A 23,066-nucleotide genomic window follows, 5' to 3' on the forward strand; every position below is an offset into this window, starting at 1 on the left:
TTGCCACTTAGCTCCATGGCGGCGCCTGGGCGCTGCCGATATCATTAAATTTGAAGTTTGTTTACTGCAGGAAGTAGGAGAAATCTGCGTATATCGTCGGTTCGTCGGCATTATCTCCAGTGCCATCGATGGACGATTTTGACGTGGTAGGCCAGGCCAGAGAGAGCTGGCTCGCCCAGTTTTCACTCCAGCTGAACTTAAACAGAAAGCCCGCGCCGGCCAGTGCGGCCCAGTCATTGTCCAGCCCGGGCTCGAAGTTATTCACAACCCCGTAGCCCGCATCGGCGATTACCGCGACCTGAAGAATATCGTTCAGGCGACTACCAAAAATCCTCGGGTTTATCGTGTCGGGAAATGAGGGATACCATTCCGCGGAAAACAGACCAGCCTGGTCGGCGGAGAAATCACGCACATCAAATGCGCGAACACCATTCGCGCCGCCCAACGTCAGCTGTTCGAAAGAAGGAAGAGCATTTTCACTGTATTGCCAACGGCTTTTGAGAATAAGCCGGGATTGCGCTGTGGTGAATGGCATCGGCAGGAACAAAAGTGAGCTGGTTTCTGCGGCAAATTTCTGAAAGTCGGAGTCTGTCTCCAGCTCAGATTCGCCGGAATAGCTGGTCAGCTCGCCATACTGGAATTTTGCATTGACCACATTCAACATCGGAATGGCACCGCCGGACAGGCGATCCATATAAGCACCGATCTCACCACCGAGTGCGTGATCCCAGCTATCGAGCACTGGAGTAATGGACGTAATATCCGATTTTTTATCGGTCAAACCGAAGGAGCCCGTGATATTGAAGTCCCGCGAACGCTTGAATTTTTGCTCGACGGTTACGCCATAGTTTTCGTTGACACCTTCTAGCTCCAGGAGGTTAATAAAGTTTTCATCATCGTCCGCATCGTGAATCTTGAACTTGTTGTAGTCGGCAGACACCAGTAAGCGGGTGCGGGGACTGAATAATGGCAGGCTGTATTTGAGCTGGCCGAGATTGGAGCCAAATCCAGAGTCAAAGTCATCGATACCGGAAGACTTCAGATAACCCACCGTCAGCTCATCCCCAATCCCAAGGGGGTTGAACCAATCCACTGCGGTAAAAATCCGGTTGTCGCCAGTAAAAGTGGAACCGTGGTTATCCATACGGGTAACCAGGCGCCAATCACTCTCATCCCTTACCTTCAGGTTCAGACGTGTTTCGCCAGGATTGTCGCCGGGACTGAAATAGCCGGTCACATTCAAAGCCGGCAGGTCATTCAGCAGGTACAGAGATTCCTCGATACTATCGTGATTGACCAGCTTGCCTTTTTGGCTGGAAAAAGCCGCCGCCAGCTGCTTCTCACTGTACTTCTGGTTATCGTGTACCGAAACCTGGCCGAGAATGCCCTCCTGGACAGAAAAGGTGACGATACCGTCCTTCACTTCCTGAGCGGGAATCTGTACTTGGGCGAGAAACAAGCCTTGCTGCCGGTAAAACCGGGTTAGCTCTGCCGCAATATCCTCAAGATCCACATAACTGAGGCCGCGCTGGTTGTTCTGTCGCTCCAGCACATTGATCAGCTTGCGCAGTTCCCGTGGACCGAGGCTTTCCGGCGCGAAGCGCGCACCCATACCATCGAGCAGCAGCGCAATTTCCTTCAGGTTGTCTACCGTATAGCCGGCGGCTACCATCTTGTCTTCCTGCATGTACTTGACACGCAGCGCCTCCGCTTTCGCCTCAACCGTTTCGCGGTCTATACCGAATTCTGGATACTCTTCCAGGCGATGAAAGCGAAATTCTTTGACGGAGATTCTCGGCCCGATTTCCCGCCCGGACACTTCGGGAATATCGGTATCCAGATTCGGATCTCTGGCTTCCCGTGAACGACGCTCAAACTCTTCGGCCACATCGGCATCGTTGATGTGTGGCACATCCTGTTCAAATGCCTGGCGCACCCTGCTGCGAAAGCCACTATCGTCGTCTTGCGCGCTTGCAACGGTTGTCGACAGCAACAGTCCCGCAATGGAAATTGAAAGAAATCCCTTTTTGAACAATGCCACACTTCCCCCTTGGAATATGCCAGATGCCAACTACAGCCGTATTTCCCGATCGATACGATCAATCACTGTCAGCCAGATTCAAACGTTTTAACGTGCTCAGCGCACAAGATCGCGCACGATACGGAAGCCAGTAATTTCATCACCGGCGCCATTGTGGAGTGTTTTTGACGTTGCCAGACAGCGACTCATGGCATCCAGGCGGCTGCCGCCTGCGGCGATCAGCTGTTTGTCGACGCCGACAACCCACTCCTGCACATTGCCTACCGCATTGACGATACCAAATGGATTGGCCATGCCTGCGTTCGCCGCGACCAGCTCCAAGCCTCGCTCAATACCGCCATAGCGCAGAGAACAGTTCCTGTCTGCAACTTCGGGCTGCCCGTTGGCGCTAGCGGCAGCAAACCACTCACTCTCGGAAGGCAAACGATAACTGCGCCCGGTTTCCGCACTCAGCCACTGAATGTATTGCTCAGCCTGCTCTCGTGAAATGTTGTGCACGGGAAGTCCGCTGGACTCCAACGCGAGTCCCTCACAGCCGCCCTTGGCTTTGCAATAGCGAGCAAACTCGCCATTGGATATCTCATAGCGCCCTACCGCCAGAGGCCTTCCCGAAGTCCCCGTCACTACCACCATTTGCGGGCCAAAACCACTGTCACCCATAGGGTCAGCACAGGTGTATCTATCACCTTTGGCACCACTTCCCGGCCGCAGATGGGCACAATAATCAATATCGAAGTTGGCCAGTTGGCGCTGCGCAGGCAGCATGATGCGCGCCTCCTTCAGTAGCCCTTCTGTCCGCTCCGGGCTCTTGACGGCAAGGCGAGAAAAACAGGAAGTAAGCTCATCGGCCAGCACCGGCCTCAGAACCGCGGCCTTGGCACTGTCGAGCTCTGCAAGGCGGGTCAGCGCAGCCTCGATTCCGGAAACCTGCATACCGAAGCCACACTTCAGCGAAGACTCCATCTCATCGACTACTGTGTCGATTTTGCGCTGTAATTCCGCTGCAGCCAGGCGCTGCTGCTCCCTGAGCTCCTGCAGGCGGATACGCTCAGCCTCGCGCTCGGTGGCAATGCGCTCCTCTTCGAGACGCTGGCGGATCTCCTCCCGCTCCAGCGTTAATTGCCCGCGAATTTCGTCCGCGCCTTCCACCTGCTCATTCCAGGTTCCGGCCCGGCCAAGCATCTCCTCCGCAGGCTCAAGGTTGCCAAGGGTTAACTGGCCAGTGGCTGCGGCGATAAACAGGTCAGATACTTGGCGGTGAATCGACTCCGGGAAGGCGACATCCTCAGGGTTCAGCTTGGTGTATTCCTCGAGCTCGATACGCAAGTCGCGCTCCCAGGAAGACGTGAGTACACTGAGGCCCAACAGGCGATCAATCGCTTCTCGCTTATCGGAGATGCGACGCTCGAGCAGCTCAAGCTCCAGCTTTTTCTCCAACTCTATTTTTACCCGCTGCTGCTCTGCGGCATTTTCCTGCTCAAGATGGGAGTAGCCGACGCCACCAGCCACCAGAGTTGCAGCGAAGAGTGCGCCGAAGGCCCACTTCCAACCGGTTTTCCCGAAAAACTGTTGTACAAATTTGTCGACGGTCGCGGTGCGATCTTCACGATGGAATGCGAGTGCGGCTTCCAGCGCCCGCCACTGGCGGCGTGTCAGGCTGCGAATGCGCTTGGGTTTCAGCTTTTTCTGGAAGGCTTTATCCGCGGGCGTCTTTCCGTAGGGGTGGCGCCCGCTGAACAGTTCATAGGCCACACAACCCAACGCGAACACATCGTCCGATGGCTGAGGCTCCTCACCCTTAAGCATTTCAAGGCTGGCATAGGCCGGGGTTAGCGCCCCGAGCGTACCGGCATCGAAAATCGTTTGCTCTCCGGCCTTACTAGCAATCCCACCCTCGGTAACCGCGCGTGCAATACCGAAATCGATAACTTTTGCGCCTTTTTTCGCGGTAACGAAAATATTGCCGGGCTTGAAGTCCGAATGAACAATTCTGTGGGAGTGGGCATAAATCAATGCCTGGGAGACATCGCGCAGAATCGCCGATGCCTTTTCTTTTTCCAGGCCGATATCCGCATGTTCCCGCAGCAGCTTATCCAGAGGTGCACCCTCCAGAAACTCCATGGTCATAAAGACCCGCTCACCCTCGCGGTCAAAGTCGAACACCGTTACGATATTCGGGTGAGCCAGAGTCTGCGACTTTCGCGCTTCACGCTGCAGAGAAATAAAGGCGTCGGGGTGCTTCTGGAAATCCTCGTTCAGCAGCTTGATCGCCACATAGGGATCACTATCGCTGGCCTCGAGCTTGCGCCGGTCGAGCGCCTTGTAGACGGCACCCATACCGCCAACACCAAGGAGCTTGTCCAGTTCAAAACGCCCTTTAATGACCGTCTTGGTGACTGCGCCCTCTCGGGAAGTGGAAGGTTCAAAATGCACCGCATCACGCGGCTTGGGTAGCGGATGATTACTATCAATAATCACCGTGGCGTCCGGGTTACCCGAACTCAGCAGATCGTCAGTGTCGAAGTTTTGAGAACTCGGCACCAGTCCCGGATTCCCCCCAACTGGCGGGTGGTCGTTGGCCCCGGTATTTTCATGGCCAACAAATACCGTTACATCCGAGTCATCACACGCCGACAACGATTCGCCGGCTTTTTTGACTATTCGGGTTTTGTCATTCACAACCATCTCCCTGGCGTAAATTTGCAGCGCGTCCAATCGCTACGGTGGCATTGGCCCAGCAGAATCGCAAAATCAGCGTGAAAGAATCCCAAGTTTCCATAGCTAAAACTGTCGCAGGAAAAACTCGGGGATTCGTTACCACCGCAGAATTGGTACGGTAGTTTCAGATTGCGAAATAGAGGTCTTGCCAATCTGCTTGTGAGGTCGCGCAGTATATCGAACGCCTTCTACTGCAACAATTGAAGTAGCCCACGATTTTCAAGGAAATTGATTACACACTCTTACAGACATTCAAATCGCACCGGCACAAGTGAAACATGCGTACCAACAAATGACGGAAAAACGACCGGAAGCAAACATGCGTACCAATTAGGCTCTGACTTATTCATCTCCGCCAGAGCGAAATCCCAGCCAATCAGGCTCACCGTGGACGCAGAGTTCCGAGTACTGACCATAGAAATAAACCGACGCCAAATATCATCAATAAATTCGTACCAGAGTAAAATTTACCTTGCGCCAAGCAATCCGTAAATTTCCTGTAATGCCCCTTCTCCATTACCTTTTAATTGGTGCCAGAGTCGATTATTTAGTTGTAATTTAAGGTTTTTTTTTCAATCGGCGTCTGCTTAAATCTTTCCCGCTTGCCCAAATCGGCAATACCTGAACTGCTGCAATTGCGGTGGCAAAGGAATAACCACCCTAAAGCCCATACCATATTGAGGGATTAAAAATGGCTATTTACATGAACTTCAACAACAAGGCGCCTGCCGGTAACGTAACCGCAAAAGGCTACGAAGACTGGATCGAAGTAGACAGCTTCAATTTTGGTGTCGGCCGTGGCATCACCATGGAAGCGGGCGCCGTTGCCAACCGTGAAGCAACTCGCCCTAGCCTGAGTGAAGTTACCGTAACCAAGCGCATCGATGCAGCTTCTGGCGGCCTGTTCAAGTCATCCGTAACTGGTGACGAAGGTGTTAAAGTCGAAATTCACGTTGTGCAGACTGGCGCAAACTCTGTTGAGAAGTTCGCGGTTTACACTCTGGAAGACGTGATTATCTCCTCTTACAGCATCTCCGCTTCTTCTGGCGGCGCGCCAGCCGAGTCCATCTCCCTGAGCTTCTCCAAGATCGAAGCCGATCTGAACCACGCAGACAAGACCAACAAGAACCCGAAAAACATGCGTGTTGGATACGACCTGACTACTGCTACCCCGCTGTAATCCGGCCGGATATATCGCAAAGCCGGGCGCCGCAGCCAAAAGTTGCAGCGCCCGGCTTTTGACGTTCGCATGCAGATAATTTGAAAATGAAAACAACCTGATCGGCTAAACACCCGGGTTGTTGGCACCTAGAAGGAATTGGGGCTGATATGTCTTCACTAAATCAAGACAAGCGCATGATCCGGACAAGCTGTCCGATTGGCAAAGATACTTTTATCGCCAGTGCCATCAGTGGTGAAGAGTACGTTTCCAAGCCCTACCGATACCAGATCAAGTTACTTTCCGACAATCACGACATCTCTCAGGATCAGATTGTTGGCAAGTTGTTTACCGCCAGCATTCATCACGCCAAAGCCCCACGATATATCAACGGCTACGTCACGCACTTTTCACTACACGACATCAACCCGGAAGGCCTGCGGCAGTATATTGCGGTCATACAACCAGGATTTTGGTTCACCAATCTAGCGGGAAAAAACAGGATTTTTGAAAAGAAATCCGCCAAAGACATCATTGGCGAAGTACTCAAAGAGTACAGCAGTGTCATCAAATTCACTGACAAGATGACCGGCAACTACATTACGCGGGAATACTGTGTACAGTTCAATGAAACGGACTTTCAGTTTATCAGCCGCCTGATGTCCGAAGAGGGTATTGCTTACTACTTCAAGCAAACCGATGGCAATCATGAGATGGTCATCTGTGACGAACACAAAGATTTTTACGATTGCGTGACCGAGAAAGTAGAGTACGACGGCGGCGGTAGTCACCCGATGAAAAATACCGTCAGTAGCTGGCACCGGGACTTTAATTACCACGGTGGTGGATTCTCCCTGAAGGACTACAACGAATTCACGGTGGGCAAGGACAATCTCCAGGAAGTAAAAACCAAAAATAAAATCAACCAAGTTGATAAGTACATACAGGACCTGTATGGGCTCAACCATTTCGAAGTGGACGCCGAACACAAACACAAGTTCAAGGATGACTACCACAAAGCACTGGCAGATCGTGCGATTGAATCGCAGGAGTGCCGACATGATATCGGCCATGGTAGTAGCGACGTTCCGGAACTTGCCGCCGGTGGCCTGTTCAATTTAGAGCACACCATCAAGTCAGAAAAAGGCAAATACCTTCTGACATCTGTCCGCATAACTGCGACCGACAGCAACAGCGAAGAGACGCACTTCCGCAATACCTTCAGCTGTATCCCAGAAAAAGTTATGCCACGCCCGGACCCTATCAGTAATGCGCACAAAATACACTCACCTCAGATTGCACAGGTGGTGCAGCTAAAGGCCACTGACTCAGATAGCTCCAACGATCCCTTCACCCAGGTGAAGGTCAAGTTTCCATGGAACTCCAAACAAAACAGCTGTTGGGTACGTGTGATGCAGTCATTCTCAGGCAAGGACTGGGGGGCAAATTTCGTCCCACGGAAGGGCCAGGAGGTGGTCATCACATACCTCAATGGTGACCCCGACCGCCCGATCGTTACTGGCGCTGTGTATAACGGCGATAATCCCGGGCCAAAATACACATCGACACAGAGCGGCTGGAAGACTCTGGTTGAGGGCAGCAAATTCAATGAATTGCGCTTTGACGACAAAAAAGAGAACGAAGAAATCTACATGGAAGCCGGTAAGGATCACAATTTTGTGATTCACAATGACCAAACCGGGAAAATCGAGAATGATCAAACCCTCGAGGTCAAAAACAATCGTTCCATCACCATTACCGAAGGTGACGAAACCATTACCCTGAGCAAAGGCAAGCAGACCACCACGATTGAAGGGAACCAGAGCACCACAATCAAGTCTGGCAACCAGTCCCTGAAGATCAGCAAAGGCACTCAAACCATCGATGCGATGGGAGCCATTAAGATTAAATCCAAGGCATCGATCGAGCTCAAAGTTGGTTGCAACAGCATCAAGATCAGTCCTTCCGGGGTCGAAATCAAAGGAACCATGGTGTCCTGTAAAGGGGACGCGAAAGCGGAAGTAAAAGCTGGTGCAATGCTCACCCTCAAGGGTGGCCTCACCATGATCAATTAATGGAGTAGTAAGATGACTGATCTGGTGAAGGTTCGTGCGACAACGGCTGCCGAGTTGCTTGAGCATATAGAATTAAGTGATGAGGCAGCACCACACCTGGTATTGGATACGGCACCGGAAATCAGTATTACACGCCTGATGGACGCCGGCCTGTTCCCCGATGCCATCAAGTTACTCGCCAGAGGCCTGCCAAAGCGCGAAGCGGTTTGGTGGTCCTGCCTCTGTGCTCGCGATATCCAAAGCCCGGAAACGGATGACAACAATGTCAACGCACTGATCGCCGCGGAGAACTGGGTAAAAAGCCCCACTGAGGAGCGACGTCAGGCGTGCAAGCAACTTGGCGAGATGACGCAATTCAAAACACCCGCAAGCTGGGCAGCAACGGCGGCCGCCTGGTGCCACGGTAGCCTGGCTGGCCCGGATGAGCCGGCCATTGAGCCGCCCGAACACCTGTATGCGCATGCCGTTGCGGGCAGCGTTACCCTCGCAGCGGTACTTTCAGATCCAGTGACTCCCGATGAGCCATTCACCCGATATTTACAGCAGGGATTGAGCCTCGCACGCGGTGGCAACGGAAAACAGAGATAACCGATATGGGAAAACCAGCCTCACGCATTACCGATATGCACGTTTGCCCCATGTCCACGGGGCCCGTACCTCATGTTGGCGGGCCGATCGCGGTTCCCGGTGGACCTACAGTATTAATCGGTAAAATGCCCTCAGCCACCGTAGGCAGTGTCTGTGTCTGTGTCGGGCCTCCCGACTCCATTGCCGTGGGCAGCTCCACCGTAATGATCCAGGGAAAACCTGCTGCGCGTATGGGTGATACAACAGCTCACGGCGGAAAGATCATACTCGGCTGCCCTACCGTTTTGATTGGGGGCTAAACCAATGTGGCCTGGAGCAACGCGACCAACCCATTTTGCTATTGCATTATTTTTTGGATTAACACTATCTACTACGGGATTTGCCATGTCCATTTTTGGAGGAAAAGAGGTTTATTTGTTTTCAAACGTTTCCGGCAAACTAACCTACGAAAACAAACCAGCCTCAAATACCACAGTACGTCGGCTTGTGGAGGTCGATGGAAAGCATTACGAAGACACGGTACAAACCGATAACGAAGGGCTATTTTCATTTGAGGCCCTGACCAAGAAAGATAGGGCCATCTTGCCAAAAGAATTCGTATCCCATCAAAAATTAATTGCCGAGCACGATGCCAAAGATATTTTGATCTGGGAAACGGTTAAGAGAAGTGAAGAAGAAAACGCCGAGCTGGAAGGGAAACCGCTGAATTTCACCTGTGAACTAACGGATGAAACCCGCTTCATTCACATGATGCTGCACTCCATCGGCACCAATTGCACCTGGGATAACTAAGGGAAAGTCATGGCATCTTTAATTTCACATACAGACGCAGCGAGCCTGGCAAGCGCGGTTTATGAAATTCAAAGCGATACCTTTACGCCCGCGACGATCGACAGGTTCAAAAGTAATTGGGATCTTTCAAATGAAAGCAGCGTGGTTAACGGGCTTTCAGGTACCCTTTGGGTCATAAAGAAAGAAACCGGGTTCGGTGTTGTTGCCGAAGGTCGAGGAGATTTTGCGGGCGACATTTTGATTCTTCTTCGCGGAACCGACAATAACTTTGACTGGGCGACCGACGCCACTGTTGGATTCTCTCCATCAGCCACCGGCAGATTCGTACACACCGGCTTCAACGCCTGCTTCCACACGATTCTTCCGGAGCTTAAAAACCAACTCAATGTTATAAAGCAGCGTTTTCAGACTGCCAATAAAACTGTCCGGACAATCCACTGCGTGGGCCACAGTCTCGGCGGCGCTCTCGCCACCTTAACTGCCGAGTGGCTGAACAAATCCAAGCATATCCACTATACCGATGTAAAACTGTACACCTTTGGAAGCCCCCGCGTAGGAGGTATACGGTTTGTAAAGCTGGTTACCGAGGAGATGGATAAGGGTAAAGATATCTACCGCGTTTATCACAAAACAGACGTGGTACCCATGGTCCCCCTTTGGCCTTTTTACCACCTTCCGGAAAGCAAGGCCGGATATTGCCTTAAAAGTCCTGGCAGTATGCCATCTGGCGAATTTCACAAGATGAAAAACTATATCGCCAGTGTGAGCAAAACCTCATCCTGGGAAACCATGTATGAGCTGGAACCAGAGGTTTCGCAGAGCGCAATCGAGCAGTGGCTTTCATCCGACGGGCCTTTAAGCCTGACGATGAACACCATGAACATGATCAATAAAGCGATTGCTTACGTATTGCAGAAAATCTTGAAGGTCGCCGGAATAAGCCTGCAGCTTGGCATTGCCTCCGGCGTAACGCTGCTGGATATGCTCGCGTACGTGCTCAAAAAGGGAATCGATTTCTCCAAGAAGCTGTCCACCTGGGTGTACAAGCTGATCAAGCGGATCATGGTCGCTCTGGGAATGAAGATCAAAAAAGACATCAACTTCACCACAAGCTTTATTCGCCATATATTCAAGCAGCTGAAGGATAAGATTGACCGACTAGTTCAGATTGCCGTGCACTCTATCTTTGATCATTAACCGCAGAAAATAACTACTAGCAGAACGAAGCTACTAGCTGAAAAAACCATTAAAAGTCCCCGGCAACACGCGTTGCCCGGGGGTCTTCTTCGCGACTTCAGTTGACCTGATAGCTGAAGTCACCCTCTTCATCAGCGCCCACGTGGATCGCTGTCACTTCCTCTCCTTTGGCCATCTTGTCCAGGCATTCACTGGCTAATGAAGGCAGCAAGGTGCGGTTCAATATCACTTCGATATTGCGTGCACCGGTATCAGATTCCTGGCAGCGGGCGACGATATTGATCAATACATCGTCGTCATAGCTGAAGCTGGCACCGTAATGCTCTTTCACGCGCTTCTCGATTCGACGCATATTGATCTTACAGATCTCTATCAGGTTCTCGTCATCCAACGGGTAATACGCGATTACGTTGGCGCGACCGAGAAATGCCGGCTTGAACTTCTGCAACAGGTGCGGGCGAATATTGTCCAGCAAAACCTCGGGTTCCGGCTTTTCTTCCACCTGACTGAAGATTGCCCGGATTGCATCTTCGCCGGCGTTGGACGTCATGATAATGACGGTGTTTTTGAAATCGATGTCCCGGCCTTCACCATCTTTGATGGTGCCCTTGTCGAACAGGTTATAGAAAATATCCTGCACCCCCGGGTGCGCCTTTTCCATTTCGTCCAGCAGGATGACCGAGTAGGGCTTTCTGCGAGCCGCTTCCGTTAATACACCGCCTTCACCATAACCGACATATCCGGGAGGGGAGCCCAGCAGCATCGATACCTTGTGCTCTTCCTTGAATTCCGACATGTTGATCGTGGTGATATTCTGCTCACCCCGAAAAGCTCATCGGCCAGTGCCAGGGCTGTCTCGGTCTTACCGACGCCACTGGTACCACAGAACATAAAGACGCCTACCGGTTTGCGTGGATCTGTCAGTCCGGCACGGGACGTACGGATCGCCTGGGCAACGGCTTCCAGGGCATGGGGCTGACCAATTACGCGCTGATTCAGGCGCTCTGCCAGGCTCTGCACCGCAACGATCTCATCGCTCACCATTTTACCTACCGGAATACCCGTCCAGTTGGCAATGACTTCAGCAATCGCCTGTTCATCAACGGACGGTTGCATCAACGGCGTATCGCCTTGAATTTCTTGCAGCTGGACGGAAAGCGACTGCAATTGCTGCTTGAGGTCACCCATCAATGAAGGGTCAGCACTCTCGTCGCCGTTGCGCTGCTTGCTGAACTCCTCGTCAATCTGATCGCGCAGGGCGCGGATCTGGGTAATCAGCTCCAGCTCCTGCTGCTGCTGACTTTGTAACTGTTCGAGTCTGGACTCTGCACTCGCCTTCTGCTCCTGCAGTTGTTGCAATTGCTCTTCATGCACCCCGGTAGCGGCATTTTCGCGCTCCAGCTTTTCAATGGTTCTTGTGGAGCCATTGATGATTCGCTGAGCGTCCTCGATGGCGCCCGGGGTCGCAGACTGGCTCAGGGCGACACGGGCACAAGCCGTATCCAAAAGGCTGACCGACTTATCCGGCAGCTGGCGGCCTGGAATATAACGGTGGGAAAGGGTTACCGAGGCCACTACCGCTTCGTCCAGGATGCGAACCTTGTGGTGTGCTTCCAGACTGGCGGCTATGCCGCGCATCATGTCGATTGCCTTCTGCTCATCGGGCTCCTCTACCTTTACCACCTGGAAACGCCGGGTCAATGCCGGGTCGCGCTCGAAATACTTTTTGTACTCCGCCCAGGTAGTCGCTGCGATGGTGCGCAGTTCGCCACGCGCCAGGGCAGGCTTGAGCAGGTTTGCCGCATCGCCCTGGCCTTCCTTTCCGCCAGCGCCGATCATGGTGTGCGCCTCATCGATGAACAGGATGATCGGCGTTACCGATGCGCGCACTTCTTCAATGACGGACTTGAGGCGATTTTCAAACTCCCCTTTTACACTGGCGCCGGCCTGCAACAATCCGAGATCCAGCGTACGCACAGTAACGTCACGCAGTGGGGTGGGTACATCGCCACTGACGATCCGCAGTGCAAAACCTTCCACCACCGCCGTTTTACCAACCCCGGCCTCACCGGTGAGGATCGGATTGTTCTGGCGCCTGCGGGTGAGGATATCGATACATTGGCGAATTTCTTCATCCCGTCCCAGTACCGGGTCGATCTCGCCTTTGCGGGCGCGCTCGGTCAGGTTAACCGTGTATTTGTCCAGTGCAGGTGCCTTGCTGGCTGCCGCAGACACGGCTGCCGCTCCGGCGTCAGCGCTGCCACTGGCCAGGTGGTTGGACTCACCACTGTGCCCGTACATGGCGCGAGCCGTTTCCCGGATAGATTCCGGCGCAATCGCTTTCAATTCCGGGCATGAATCCAGCAGCTGGCGACGGGATGTTTCTTCCAGCAGTAACGCGGCAAGTAAGTGACCGGAGCTAACGGCACGGTGGCCGTAATCGATAGAGGCCAGCATCCAGCCATTCTTCGCCCCTTCAACAATGGTGGGGGACAAGGCCGCCGGCCGACTGCTCCCGGACTTGAAGCGGGCAATACTGGTAGCCAACTGTTTGGCAAGATTGGATGGATTGACGTCGTGCTTTTCCAGCAGGTGGTACAAATCGGTGTCCGCCTGATCCAACAGCTTCAGTAGCCAGTGTTCCAGCTCTACATTGTATTGACTCTGTGCGAGGCACAAGCCGGCGGCCCCTTCCAGGGAGTCCCGCATATGCGGAGTCATGGTGTCCACGAGCCGTTTTAGATCGATGTTGATCATGGTCTTTATTCCCTTTTTACCGTCCTTGTTATTCCCGATAGCGGGCGTAAATTTGAAAAGTCACATCATCGGTTTTCAAGCCGCGGGCAGTGCCTCATCCGGTGAAATCTGATCGGCGCTAAGATTGATATTTACGCACTCGTCGTGCTCCTGGTCACTGGACATATGCGTGTTCCAGCCCAGCAGTGGCTGGTGTTCACTGTCTGCGGCCAGCTGTACCGGCGCTACCTGGCCAGTGCCCAGTGTTACCGAGATTTCAAAATCCATCTCGATACCAGCGCTAAACTGGATAAACGACTTCAGCGCTTCCAGCTTGTCACTGCCGGGCGCAATGGTCATATGGTCCTCGTAGGCCATGGGTTCTATCACTACGCGGAATTTATTCTGCGCCTGAAAACAGTGGGTGCCCATAATGGTGTCTACGCCGAGGCAGTTGTTTACGCCCTGGGGGTACTCCGCGGAAGGGAGTCGCGTGAGGACATCTTCCGGTAACTCGTCCCACTGCCCCTGAAACTGCTCTATCGATACCTGCAGGCCAAAATACTGCCGGATCATCCCTGCCAGTGCCGCAGCAGAGCACTGCTGGCGACCCAGGTGCCCCGCAAGACCGTAGAGGGCGTCGTCTGGCACTGGCATCCGGTATCGCATTTCGCTGGTACCGAGACCTGCGACCGCGGCAAGTGCCTGCGTAAACGGGTCCGGTTCCCGGGTCTGGCGCAGGCGGCCGCGCTCATAATTCACCGGTAATTGATATTTATGCCAGGCCTGATAGAGAAGTGAGATGTTCCGGTGGTGAAAGACATCCAGAAAATCTCGCAGGGCGGCATTCTTTTCCCGTAATTCCCGGTGTACGACTTCGGTGAGGTAGTAAGGTGTAACGCCCTGGCTACCAATCAACCCGGCAAAGCCAATCTCCATCAGCCATTGCTTTTCGGCCTGATCATCGCGCGTGGCAATTTCTTCGCTCCCGGAGATACTATCGCCGAGGTCGCGACTGGCCACCTTGAGCACATCGGCACCAACAAATGACAGGGACGTTTGCGCCTTGAAACGCACCAATTCCCGTGCAGGCGGTGCAGCACCGGCGAGTTGTTCCGATGCAAAATTATTGTTTTCCAATCCACCCGGCAAAACTGCCTGTTCAAGCAAACGTACCGCCTGAAAGAACTCAAAGCGGTAAGGTTCAGCCTGGAGCTGGTCGATTACACTAAGGCTTTGTCGCCGGCGCGAGGAGGCCATCGCTTCAGTTCTCCGTCCCGACCGCTCTGCTTGGCGATCAACCTGGTGAAGGAATTAATAGAACAGTACAAACCAAGGAACCGTTCTATCACGCTGGCAAACAGCAGCGGGCTGGTACCCGTCAGCATCATGGAGTCCAGTTCCAGGGTCACTTCAGTACCCCGACAGAGGACGACACTGTGATCGATCTGGATCGGCGCCGTGATTGGCCGGGTATCCAGCTTCAGCAGCGACTCGATCATGTTCCGGGTACTGCCGGAATTTCGAAAGTCATAGAGCCTGAATATTTCTTTGAGTACATCGCAGCCGCCGGCACCGCTCAGGGACAGGTGATTCAGGTTCAGGTGTGATACCAGCCGCCAGTAACCGCGCTCCCGTCGTGGCGGCCTGAGAGTGGCTGAGGGTGATACCACACAGCTGATGCGCTTGGCCGGCGCATCGCCATCCACGACAGAGAGATAAGGTTGCGCGTTGCCCGTAGGTAGTTTCTTGGGCAGGTTTCTATTGCAGCAGGTGAGTTTGAGATCCAGGGTCTGATTGCTGACCTTGAGAGGGGAAAACTCCAGGTCGACCAGGCTGACCTCGACCTCAGATGCCTGCTCGTTGCGGTGTTCACCTTCAACCACATCTCGCCGGCGCATATACCAGAAAGCCGATTGGCGGGCCTGGTGCTGGCTATGCTGAATACCATAAAAAGGTCGATAACCTGTGGTATTACCACTACTGTCCGTCGCGTTGACATCATCAATGGAGTAAACCTCGAGCCCCTCACTGCGACGGACATCAGGGACCACATGATAGCTGTATTCGGTATGTGTCAACGGAATCGGGTCGGCACTGTGACGGAAAAGATTCACCACTGGGGCACAACCCAGGGCAAACATGCTGGGTGCTAATTGTTTTTCCAGCTCATCGTGCGTCTCCGACAGGTAAAAATACAGATTCAGCGTATCGGTATAGTTTACGTCGATGGCGTCGGCCAACGACACAATATCCACGAAATGGAATTTCTCCGGAAACGCAAAATACTCGGTCAGTAACCGGTAACCCATAAAGGCCGTGTCTGGATAGGGCAGCAATCCCTCGTCCGGCTCCAGGCCTACCTGGCGAATGCTATCCGGTTCCAGCTTCACCGGCTTCGGGTCGCCTTCACCGGTGGCGGCGACGATTTTTACACACTTGCTCAGTAACAGGTCGTAGAGGTCGTAAATATGGCTCGGTTGCCCACGCAGAAAAAAGCGCAGCTTTTCCGGCTTCAATTCTGAAAAGGAAATATCACTACTAAATGTCTTTAAGGATAACTTGAGTACCGCATTGGCGCCCTGGATCTCATTACAGCCCGGTGCAATAAAGGGCCTCGGCATCAGACTGGCGCTTTCTACCTGAAACGGACAGATATCAGCGGGATAGCGACTGGTGAAGCGACAGGTCTGCCCCTGAAAACTCTCACTCTCCAGCAGCGTATCAGCCTCCATAGTAACGATCGCATCCAGGTCCTGCTCCGGTTCAAACTGGATGATCGCGCAGGAGGGAATTGGCCGTAAGTAATGGGGGTACAATGTCTCCAGCATTGCATCGGTCAGCTCGGGAAAATCGTCGTTCAGCTTTTGCTGGACCCGGGCGTTCATATAGGCAAAGCCGGATAACAGGCGGCCTACCAAGGGGTCATCAACGGTATCGGTATCCAATTGCAGGCGCGAAGCGGCCGCCGGGTGCATACGTGCAAACTCGCCCGCGGTCTGCTGGACAAAAGCCAGCTCTCGCTCGTACAGGTCGATCAGTTTTTCACTCATTACATAATCTCCGAAACATCGACCAGCTGTGTCACCGGGTTCAGTGCCGAGTCGAACACAATGACTTCGGACGCCGGATTGATATGCAGCACCGCTTCCACACGAAACCGGATACTCGGATCTTCAACGTCAACGTTCTGCTGGGTAGTGACCTTGACCGAACGTATACGCGGCTCAAAATTGATGATGGTGCGCTCAATTTCACGGCAGAAGCGCTTGCGACTCTCTGCGGACGACAAATTGATCGTCGACAGGTCGGGCAGGCCGAAATTGATATTCGAGCACTCGAGGTTTTCATGGCTTTCTGGCGCGGACAGGCAGCGGAAGCGGGTATTGAACAGGTACTCAAGATCCCGGCGCACCCCCTCCCGCAACTGGCGCAACACCTGGTGAGGACGATTGAGGTCCATACCACCGGACGATGTCAGCAAGCGATCCAGTAGTGGTGCCAGTAAACGTTTTTCCCTGCTCATTAGCTCACTGCCCCCACACCGATCTGCGACAGGGCTGTGGTCAACTTCAATTCCGACACCAGGTGATCCACGGTGTAGTGGCTCTTCAGGTGAATCACACTTTGATAACTGCCTGGTTTGCCGGGCTCATCGACCACCCGGACCCGCGCCTCACGCAAGGGGTAGCGTGCGAGCATTTCCCAGGACAGGTCATCCCGGCCGGTGGTGTAGCGATCCATCCACTGTTGCAGTTGCCGCTCGCAATCGGCGGCATTCAGATAAGCGCCGACCTTGTCCCGGATCATTACTTTGATGTAGTGGGCAAAGCGCGACGCACAGAGTATCTGCTGCAACATACTGCTGATGCGGGCATTGGCTGTTGCCGACTTAGAGTTGTACTGTTTTGGTCGCTGCAGTGACGGTGCGCTATTGAAGGCGCTATAGGGCGAGTCGTAGCAGTGACAAAGGCAGGTAAAGCCGAGGTCACTCAGTTCCCGCTCGGCAAAGTCAGTCACGAGGATGGAGGTCGACATACGTACCGTCTGGGGGCTACTGTCCACCCCGTAGGCTACAGTGGGCAACTGGGTTACCAATCCGCCGCCCAGGTGATCGCGCGCGACGCCACGGATGTGGGAGAACCAGCCAACATCGTCAAACTCGCGAATGAGCACCGTCCCCATCGCAAACACCGCGTTGCCCCACAGGTAGTTACGGCTGTGTACCGCGGCAACCTCTTCGCGGAAGCGCAGACCACCGTATGCGGAAAACCCGACACTATAGGGTTGACGCATCAGGACCTGGGGCAGAGTAATACCAACGAATCGACTGTCTTCTAGATCCCGAAGACTGTTCCAGCGAATATATTGTTTCTGGCGAAACACTTCCGCGAAATCGATGGGTTTGGCAAGGTCGTCAAAATTGTCGACCCCGAACAGTTGCGGTGTGGCGCTGCAGATAAAGGGCGCAAATGCGGCTGCCGCCGTATGCGCTATCCCCTGCAGGGTAAACACATCATCGTAGGGGTGGCCATCAAATGGTTGATGGGATACGTAGTAATCACCGATCAACAGCCCGAACGGCGTTCCGCCAGGAGTTCCGAATTCTTCGTTGTAAATCAGATGGAAAAAGCCAGACTGGTCGAAATCCGGTGCCCTTTCGATATCGCGGGACAAATCTTTCCAGCTGACATCCAAAAGCTTGGTCTTGATATTCTCCGCGCTGGGCGTCTGGTGAATCAGCATTGAAAGGCCGCGCCAACTGGCCTCCAGACGCTGAAAACGCGGGTGGTGCAGAATACTGTTCAACTGATCACAGATCAGCTCATCCAGCTCACCAATGATTTGATTCAGCCACTGGCGAACACTGTAGCGCTCGGCATTGGCACAGCTGCACAATTCGAGCAGCCAGTATTCAAAGGCGAATAATTCGTCCGGCTCATTCAGGAATTTCTGCAATGGCTCGCGGTCACTGCCCAGAACAGCAGTCGATAACAGATAATCTGTTTCTGTGGCGTCTTTTGCAGATGGAATGGAAGCCAAGACGGGCTCTCCCGGAGCGAGATACAGGGATGACGGGTGTCAGACAACCGGTGTCGGATGTCAAATCATGGCGCCGAATGGTTGCGGCCGCCCTCGGGGCGGCCGCCTGCGATTTATCCCGCGGTGGGGATATTCGCGACCATGCGCATGGAAGTCGTCAGTTCTTCCATTTGCAACCAGGGCTTGAGGTAGGCCACAGCACTGTAGCAGCCGGGCTGTCCTGGGATTTCCTTCACTTCAACACGCGCCTCAGCCAGCGGGTACTTGGCTTTCATTTCCGCGCTCGCGTCCGGATTCGAGTTGGTGTACTGGGAAATCCATTTGTTCAACCAGCGCTCACAGTCACCGGCTTCCATAAAGGAACCCACTTTGTCGCGGGCCATTACTTTCAGATAATGGGCGATACGCGAAGTGGCCATCAAATAGGGCAGACGAGCAGAGATTGACGCGTTGGCAGTGGCATCCGGGTTATCAAACACCTTGGGCTTCTGCGCGCTCTGGGAGCCGAAGAACACCGAGTAATCGGTATTCTTGTAGTGACACAGAGGCAGGAAGCCCTGATTACTGAGCTCCGCTTCCCGGCGGTCGGTAATGCCGACTTCGGTAGGACACTTCTGGTCCAGGTCGCCGTCGTCGCTTTTGAACACATGCGTAGGCAGGCCCTCGACCTTACCACCACCCTCGGCTCCGCGAATCGCGGTACACCAGGAGTTTTCTGCAAACGCTTTGGTCATGGTGGTTCCCATAACATAAGCGGCATTCATCCAGCAGTACTGGTCGTGCTCGGCGGGCTTGGATACACCGGACTCATCGACCTCAAACTCCTCAAAGTTGAAGGACTCGACCGGCTTGGTATTGGCGCCGTAAGGGGTACGCGCCAGGGTGCGCGGCATTACCAGCGTTACAAAACGGGAGTCGTCACTGTCGCGGAAACTGCGCCACTTGATGTATTCGCCAGACTCGAAGATACCGCCGAGATCGCGCGGCTTGGACAGCTCGGTAAAGTCGCCGAACCCAAACATACCCGCGCCTGCGGCAGAAATGAATGGGCAGAAACCTGCAGCAGCTACGTTGGACATTTTGCTGAGCAGCTCGACGTCTTCCGGGTGGCTGGTGAACTCGAAGTCACCAATCATGCTGCCGAACGGCTCGCCACCGGCGGTGCCGAATTCCTCTTCGTAGATCTTTTTGAAGGTCTGGCTCTGGTCAAACTCCACCGCTTTGTCCAGGTCCCGGAAGAGTTCACGCTTGGTGATGTTCATCATGCGAATCTTCAGCGTGGAGCCAGTTTCGCTGTTCATCACCAGATGATTCAAGCCGCGCCAGGAACCTTCCAGTTTTTGGAATTTTTCATCGTGCAGGATCGCAGACAGTTGCTTTGACATTGCCTGATCAATGGCATGCACCGCCTGATTGATGGTTTGAGTCAGGTTGCGATCCCAGGTGACGGTGCCTTTCAAAACTTGCTGAGTCAGGTTGGCAATCAGATCCTGGGCTTCTTCCGGCTGAGTCTGCTTGGTTGCAGAAATAGCCTGCTCCAGCAGACTGACCGATTGCTCTTCCGTTTCCTGTTCCGCTACATTTTCAACTTCGGTGCTCATTACGCATCCTCTCCCTTGTCTTCACCGAGACCCAACTGTTCGGAAATCGCGCCTACGTTTTCGGTGCTTTTGAGAATATCTTCCAGAACCTTTTCCAGCTCTTCTGAGCGGTCCGCCTTGCTCAAAAGGTCACGCAGCTTGCTGCGGGCTTCCAGCAGCTGTTTGAGCGGCTCGATCTGCTCAACGATCTGCTCTGGAGAGAAGTCATCCATGTGATTGAAGTCGAGGTCCACCGCCATTTTGCTGCCGTCACCGGCCAGGGTGTTCTCAACCTGCAGGTTCAATTTTGGATTTACCTTGCTCATCACATCATTGAAGTTGTCACGGTCAATCTGGACGAACTTGCGCTCTTTAAGCGCCTTGCGGTTCTCCATGTTGTCACCGGAGTAATCTCCCATGACACCGGTAACAAAAGGCAATTCCTTTTTCTGCTCAGCGCCATTGGTTTCAACATCATAAGTAATGTGAACACGCGGCTTGCGCACACGCTTCAGTTTGTTGTGAATACTCTCGGACATCAGGGTCTCCTTTCCTCAATACGGGGATGGTGATGATTAGGTCGAATTTACCAACTGGTTTCGGCTACAGGGGTCTCTTCTTTTGTTTCCCACCCACTATCTTGCTGGTCTGGGTCACTGGTTGCCGCCGGGGCACTGGAAGCGGGAGATGCTTCCCGCGGCGCCGGGGGTGCTACATAACGCTGGCTATCGGAACCATCCAACTTCACCCCGGTAAGCTGTGAATACAGGGCTCTGGATTGATCGTCGGGCAGCAATTCGGTCATTAGCTCTGCCACCGTCATACGCCCCCAGCTGATCAGGCGCTCCAGGCCCGGGGCAAGCGGTGTGTGAGGCTCGTAAGTTCGGAAATATTTCGCGGCCTTTTCCAGTAACAGCAAGGCATCTTCACGGGAGGCCACCGCACCGTTTGGTACCGCGATCAACTGGGAAATGGGGGCGGAAACTTCTCCGGTCGCGGCCGCAGAACTAACTTCTGCCGCAGTCGCCTCTGCCACAGGCTCAGCAACAGCCAGAGATTCCAATTGTGCTTTGTAGATAAAGCGCGTGGTGCGCAGCACCTCATCCAGCAGTGCACTGATATTTGAATGTGGCGGTGCGTCGTGACCGCAGTGCTCACGCAGTTTTTCATTGATACTTTTGTAACGCGCCAGGGCCTCTTCCAGGGTTTCTACCAGATCCTGCGCCCATTGCGCGCCCGCACTCTGAACACATTGTTCAAATTCAGCGAGGCTGTAACCCAGAGTTTCAACGCGCGCCGCCTTTGCATCATCATCCGCAATTCGATCCGCGTCCCGCGCCTGCTGGTAATGGAAGAAAGAGAAGCCACCGAAATCACCTTCCGGCGTGATATCTGCATTGCGAATAGGCATCAACAAAGTGCCATCGGCACCGTCACCATTGAGACCGGTCAATGGTGCAACTTTGGTCTCGATACCATCCTCATCCGGCTCTGGATATAAGTTATCCCAATAGCCATCGATGAGGCGGTCGATCAGGTCAATGCCATCACGCAAGCCGGGAAAGCCGTGTAGCCGAATCAGGGACTCGGCATACCAGCTCGCGACTTCAAGGTCTTTACTTTTTTCTTTGAGAATTTTTTCAGCGGTTTTGGAAACATCCCGCCAGGGCGCCATCAGGTCGGTATCGCCCTCATCAAACATGGCCGAGCGCTCAGCGGCGCGGGCACTATTTCTGGCGTCCTTGATGGTGTAGTAATCGGAGGTGGGCGAACGATCGGTGCGAATGTCCTCTCCCTGTGCCAAATCGCCAGAAATGGCCTGGGTAAGTGCATCAAGATCAATCACGTTGGCAAATGCCATGAGAATTCCTTTTCAGTTAGGTCGTCTAGACCACAACAGATCAAACCGGACAATCTGAATGATCGGATTCAATCAACAGATTTCATAATCCATTACTAAGCAATTTCAGCAACAGACTGCACTGCGGCTCCGCAGGACTTTATTCGCGTACTGGCATCCGGAATCAGTCCGGTATCAGCAGAAAAACTTGCGACTATCTGCTCAAAATCTGCCTTTCTAGTGGCGTAGTCCTCGGCCTCACACCAGAGAAACAGCGTAAAAATCTGGCCACCATTTTGAATACAGGCCACCAGATAGTGCACCGGCACCGAATCCACCTGTGCCGTTATTTCACCAAAATATCCAGGAAAACAACCCTGCTCAAGGGGTGTCGGCGGCATCACAACAAGTCCCGATGCCACCTTGGAGGCGCACTGCTTCAACTGAGCATCACAATATTCAGCGATCGACGGAGCCATCTGAAGCTCCCTGAGCGACTGACACAACACTACAAGAAACTGATTTTCGTGAATATTTCCTGCCTGAATGACAGAACCCTTGTTCAGGTCTTCAAATATCTGCCAGCTAGCCGGCACCTTGAGTGAGCAACTTCGATCTTCGGCAAAAACCTCGGTATAACGCCGGATTACGGTGTCAACGGGCAACCTTGGATTTTCGGACTTTTCATCGTTGCTTTCCGATGAAATTTCTGACGAAACCGCTATCGTTTGAATTTCACCCTCACCACGACGCAATAATTGCCCATCCTGAATCAATTCGGCGTACCAGCCCGCCTGCCAGAAAGCATCGATTAACTGTTCGCCCTGTCGCGAATTCGCGCAGGTTTTCACTACCAGCCGCCCCCCGGTCAACAGTTGCTTTATACGGGGAAAATCCAGATTAAAGCTCTGCGCCAGGCGTCTAATTCCTTCCCGGCGCTCAACGCCATCCCGCAACACCCCGGTAAAAATGACCTGGCATGAGTCTGCAGACATTATTCATCCCTGATTTTTCGCCCTGGCTCTAAATCCTTGAACCAGAGATAACTTGTTGTATCGACAGATTGAACGCGGCCTGATACCGGCCACCGCACAAATCTTCAAAGGCATTTCCAAATCAACGCGCACTCGCCTCCGGTACTTTTTCCACTGAGAGGCTGTATATGCGAATAAATGCCAGCGGCAATAAACGGTACGCACGTACCCGTTACGGAAAAACCAAACTACTATTTTATCGAAATTGGATTTTGATTAAACACCGTTTTCCTTGATCACCCGGGGAAATCCGCGTTTTTATT

18 protein-coding genes are annotated in these 23,066 nt (G+C 53.3%); 6 read left to right on the top strand and 12 right to left on the bottom strand.

Features of this window, described 5'->3' with window-relative positions; all coding sequences use genetic code 11:
- Positions 1-61 precede the first annotated feature (61 nt).
- Positions 62-2,041: a ShlB/FhaC/HecB family hemolysin secretion/activation protein gene (locus GRX76_RS01270; RefSeq protein WP_160151639.1), complete on the bottom strand. Its 1,980-nt coding sequence runs from the start codon at positions 2,039-2,041 to the stop codon at positions 62-64.
- Positions 2,042-2,137: 96 nt separating this feature from the next.
- Positions 2,138-4,720, bottom strand: a complete 2,583-nt coding sequence (locus GRX76_RS01275; RefSeq protein ID WP_160151640.1) for a bifunctional serine/threonine-protein kinase/formylglycine-generating enzyme family protein — start codon at positions 4,718-4,720, stop codon at positions 2,138-2,140.
- Positions 4,721-5,450: 730 nt separating this feature from the next.
- Between GRX76_RS01275 and GRX76_RS01280 the strand changes: the two genes are divergently transcribed.
- The 6 genes from GRX76_RS01280 to GRX76_RS01305 all read left to right on the top strand — a co-directional run bounded on the left by GRX76_RS01280 (position 5,451) and on the right by GRX76_RS01305 (position 10,570).
- Positions 5,451-5,939 carry a type VI secretion system tube protein Hcp gene (locus tag GRX76_RS01280; protein WP_160151641.1) on the top strand — a complete coding sequence of 163 codons (489 nt, stop codon included), beginning with the start codon at positions 5,451-5,453 and terminating at the stop codon, positions 5,937-5,939.
- 149 nt (positions 5,940-6,088) lie between these two features.
- Entirely contained in the window at positions 6,089-7,993 is a 1,905-nt protein-coding gene (locus GRX76_RS01285) for a type VI secretion system Vgr family protein (protein WP_160151642.1), read from the top strand.
- A gap of 12 nt (positions 7,994-8,005) precedes the next feature.
- Positions 8,006-8,581 (top strand): hypothetical protein, encoded by a 576-nt coding sequence (locus GRX76_RS01290; protein ID WP_160151643.1) that lies wholly within the window; start codon positions 8,006-8,008, stop codon positions 8,579-8,581.
- Positions 8,582-8,631: 50 nt separating this feature from the next.
- Complete coding sequence (locus GRX76_RS01295; protein ID WP_236250622.1) at positions 8,632-8,880, top strand: PAAR domain-containing protein; 249 nt, start codon at positions 8,632-8,634, stop codon at positions 8,878-8,880.
- An 85-nt stretch (positions 8,881-8,965) separates the two neighbouring features.
- Entirely contained in the window at positions 8,966-9,373 is a 408-nt protein-coding gene (locus GRX76_RS01300; protein ID WP_160151645.1) for a DUF6795 domain-containing protein, read from the top strand.
- A gap of 9 nt (positions 9,374-9,382) precedes the next feature.
- Complete coding sequence (locus tag GRX76_RS01305) at positions 9,383-10,570, top strand: lipase family protein (RefSeq protein WP_160151646.1); 1,188 nt, start codon at positions 9,383-9,385, stop codon at positions 10,568-10,570.
- A gap of 97 nt (positions 10,571-10,667) precedes the next feature.
- Here GRX76_RS01305 and GRX76_RS19250 read toward each other — a convergent pair whose 3' ends face one another.
- From GRX76_RS19250 to GRX76_RS01350, 10 genes are all read right to left on the bottom strand, one after another.
- On the bottom strand, positions 10,668-11,366 hold the full coding sequence (locus GRX76_RS19250; RefSeq protein WP_236250498.1) for an AAA family ATPase: 699 nt from the start codon (positions 11,364-11,366) through the stop codon (positions 10,668-10,670).
- Positions 11,279-13,327 carry an AAA family ATPase gene (locus tag GRX76_RS01310; RefSeq protein ID WP_236250499.1) on the bottom strand — a complete coding sequence of 683 codons (2,049 nt, stop codon included), beginning with the start codon at positions 13,325-13,327 and terminating at the stop codon, positions 11,279-11,281. The genes GRX76_RS19250 and GRX76_RS01310 overlap by 88 nt, the downstream gene beginning before the upstream one ends.
- Before the next feature lie 75 nt (positions 13,328-13,402).
- On the bottom strand, positions 13,403-14,566 hold the full coding sequence (tssG, locus tag GRX76_RS01315) for a type VI secretion system baseplate subunit TssG (RefSeq protein ID WP_255461842.1): 1,164 nt from the start codon (positions 14,564-14,566) through the stop codon (positions 13,403-13,405).
- A complete protein-coding gene (gene tssF, locus GRX76_RS01320) occupies positions 14,530-16,359 on the bottom strand; it encodes a type VI secretion system baseplate subunit TssF (protein ID WP_160151648.1) in 1,830 nt (609 codons plus the stop codon). The genes tssG and tssF overlap by 37 nt, the downstream gene beginning before the upstream one ends.
- Positions 16,359-16,832, bottom strand: a complete 474-nt coding sequence (gene tssE, locus GRX76_RS01325; protein WP_160151649.1) for a type VI secretion system baseplate subunit TssE — start codon at positions 16,830-16,832, stop codon at positions 16,359-16,361. The genes tssF and tssE overlap by 1 nt, the downstream gene beginning before the upstream one ends.
- A complete protein-coding gene (tssC, locus tag GRX76_RS01330; RefSeq protein ID WP_236250500.1) occupies positions 16,832-18,349 on the bottom strand; it encodes a type VI secretion system contractile sheath large subunit in 1,518 nt (505 codons plus the stop codon). Before tssC (GRX76_RS01330) ends, tssE begins: the two co-directional genes overlap by 1 nt.
- Positions 18,350-18,462: 113 nt before the next feature.
- On the bottom strand, positions 18,463-19,950 hold the full coding sequence (gene tssC, locus GRX76_RS01335) for a type VI secretion system contractile sheath large subunit (RefSeq protein ID WP_160151650.1): 1,488 nt from the start codon (positions 19,948-19,950) through the stop codon (positions 18,463-18,465).
- The gene (gene tssB / locus GRX76_RS01340; RefSeq protein ID WP_160151651.1) at positions 19,950-20,468 is read right to left on the bottom strand and encodes a type VI secretion system contractile sheath small subunit; all 519 of its coding nucleotides are present in this window, start codon (positions 20,466-20,468) and stop codon (positions 19,950-19,952) included. Before tssB ends, tssC (GRX76_RS01335) begins: the two co-directional genes overlap by 1 nt.
- A 47-nt stretch (positions 20,469-20,515) precedes the next feature.
- Positions 20,516-21,790, bottom strand: a complete 1,275-nt coding sequence (gene tssA, locus GRX76_RS01345; protein ID WP_160151652.1) for a type VI secretion system protein TssA — start codon at positions 21,788-21,790, stop codon at positions 20,516-20,518.
- Positions 21,791-21,885: 95 nt separating this feature from the next.
- Positions 21,886-22,728, bottom strand: coding sequence for a hypothetical protein (locus GRX76_RS01350; RefSeq protein WP_160151653.1), 843 nt, complete (start codon positions 22,726-22,728; stop codon positions 21,886-21,888).
- Positions 22,729-23,066: the final 338 nt, after the last annotated feature.

It is taken from the genome of Microbulbifer sp. ALW1, assembly GCF_009903625.1.
Taxonomy (GTDB): Bacteria; Pseudomonadota; Gammaproteobacteria; order Pseudomonadales; family Cellvibrionaceae; genus Microbulbifer.

Bases quoted from the DNA above. Each gene is read 5' to 3' on its own strand.
- tssB (WP_160151651.1), bottom strand. From the start codon at position 20,468: ATGTCCGAGAGTATTCACAACAAACTGAAGCGTGTGCGCAAGCCGCGT.
- GRX76_RS01305 (WP_160151646.1), top strand. From the start codon at position 9,383: ATGGCATCTTTAATTTCACATACAGACGCAGCGAGCCTGGCAAGCGCG.
- tssC (WP_160151650.1), bottom strand. From the start codon at position 19,950: ATGAGCACCGAAGTTGAAAATGTAGCGGAACAGGAAACGGAAGAGCAA.
- GRX76_RS01280 (WP_160151641.1), top strand. From the start codon at position 5,451: ATGGCTATTTACATGAACTTCAACAACAAGGCGCCTGCCGGTAACGTA.
- tssA (WP_160151652.1), bottom strand. From the start codon at position 21,790: ATGGCATTTGCCAACGTGATTGATCTTGATGCACTTACCCAGGCCATT.
- GRX76_RS01310 (WP_236250499.1), bottom strand. From the start codon at position 13,327: ATGATCAACATCGATCTAAAACGGCTCGTGGACACCATGACTCCGCAT.
- tssG (WP_255461842.1), bottom strand. From the start codon at position 14,566: ATGGCCTCCTCGCGCCGGCGACAAAGCCTTAGTGTAATCGACCAGCTC.
- GRX76_RS19250 (WP_236250498.1), bottom strand. From the start codon at position 11,366: ATGTCGGAATTCAAGGAAGAGCACAAGGTATCGATGCTGCTGGGCTCC.
- GRX76_RS01295 (WP_236250622.1), top strand. From the start codon at position 8,632: ATGTCCACGGGGCCCGTACCTCATGTTGGCGGGCCGATCGCGGTTCCC.
- GRX76_RS01285 (WP_160151642.1), top strand. From the start codon at position 6,089: ATGTCTTCACTAAATCAAGACAAGCGCATGATCCGGACAAGCTGTCCG.
- tssF (WP_160151648.1), bottom strand. From the start codon at position 16,359: ATGAGTGAAAAACTGATCGACCTGTACGAGCGAGAGCTGGCTTTTGTC.
- tssE (WP_160151649.1), bottom strand. From the start codon at position 16,832: ATGAGCAGGGAAAAACGTTTACTGGCACCACTACTGGATCGCTTGCTG.
- GRX76_RS01290 (WP_160151643.1), top strand. From the start codon at position 8,006: ATGACTGATCTGGTGAAGGTTCGTGCGACAACGGCTGCCGAGTTGCTT.
- GRX76_RS01300 (WP_160151645.1), top strand. From the start codon at position 8,966: ATGTCCATTTTTGGAGGAAAAGAGGTTTATTTGTTTTCAAACGTTTCC.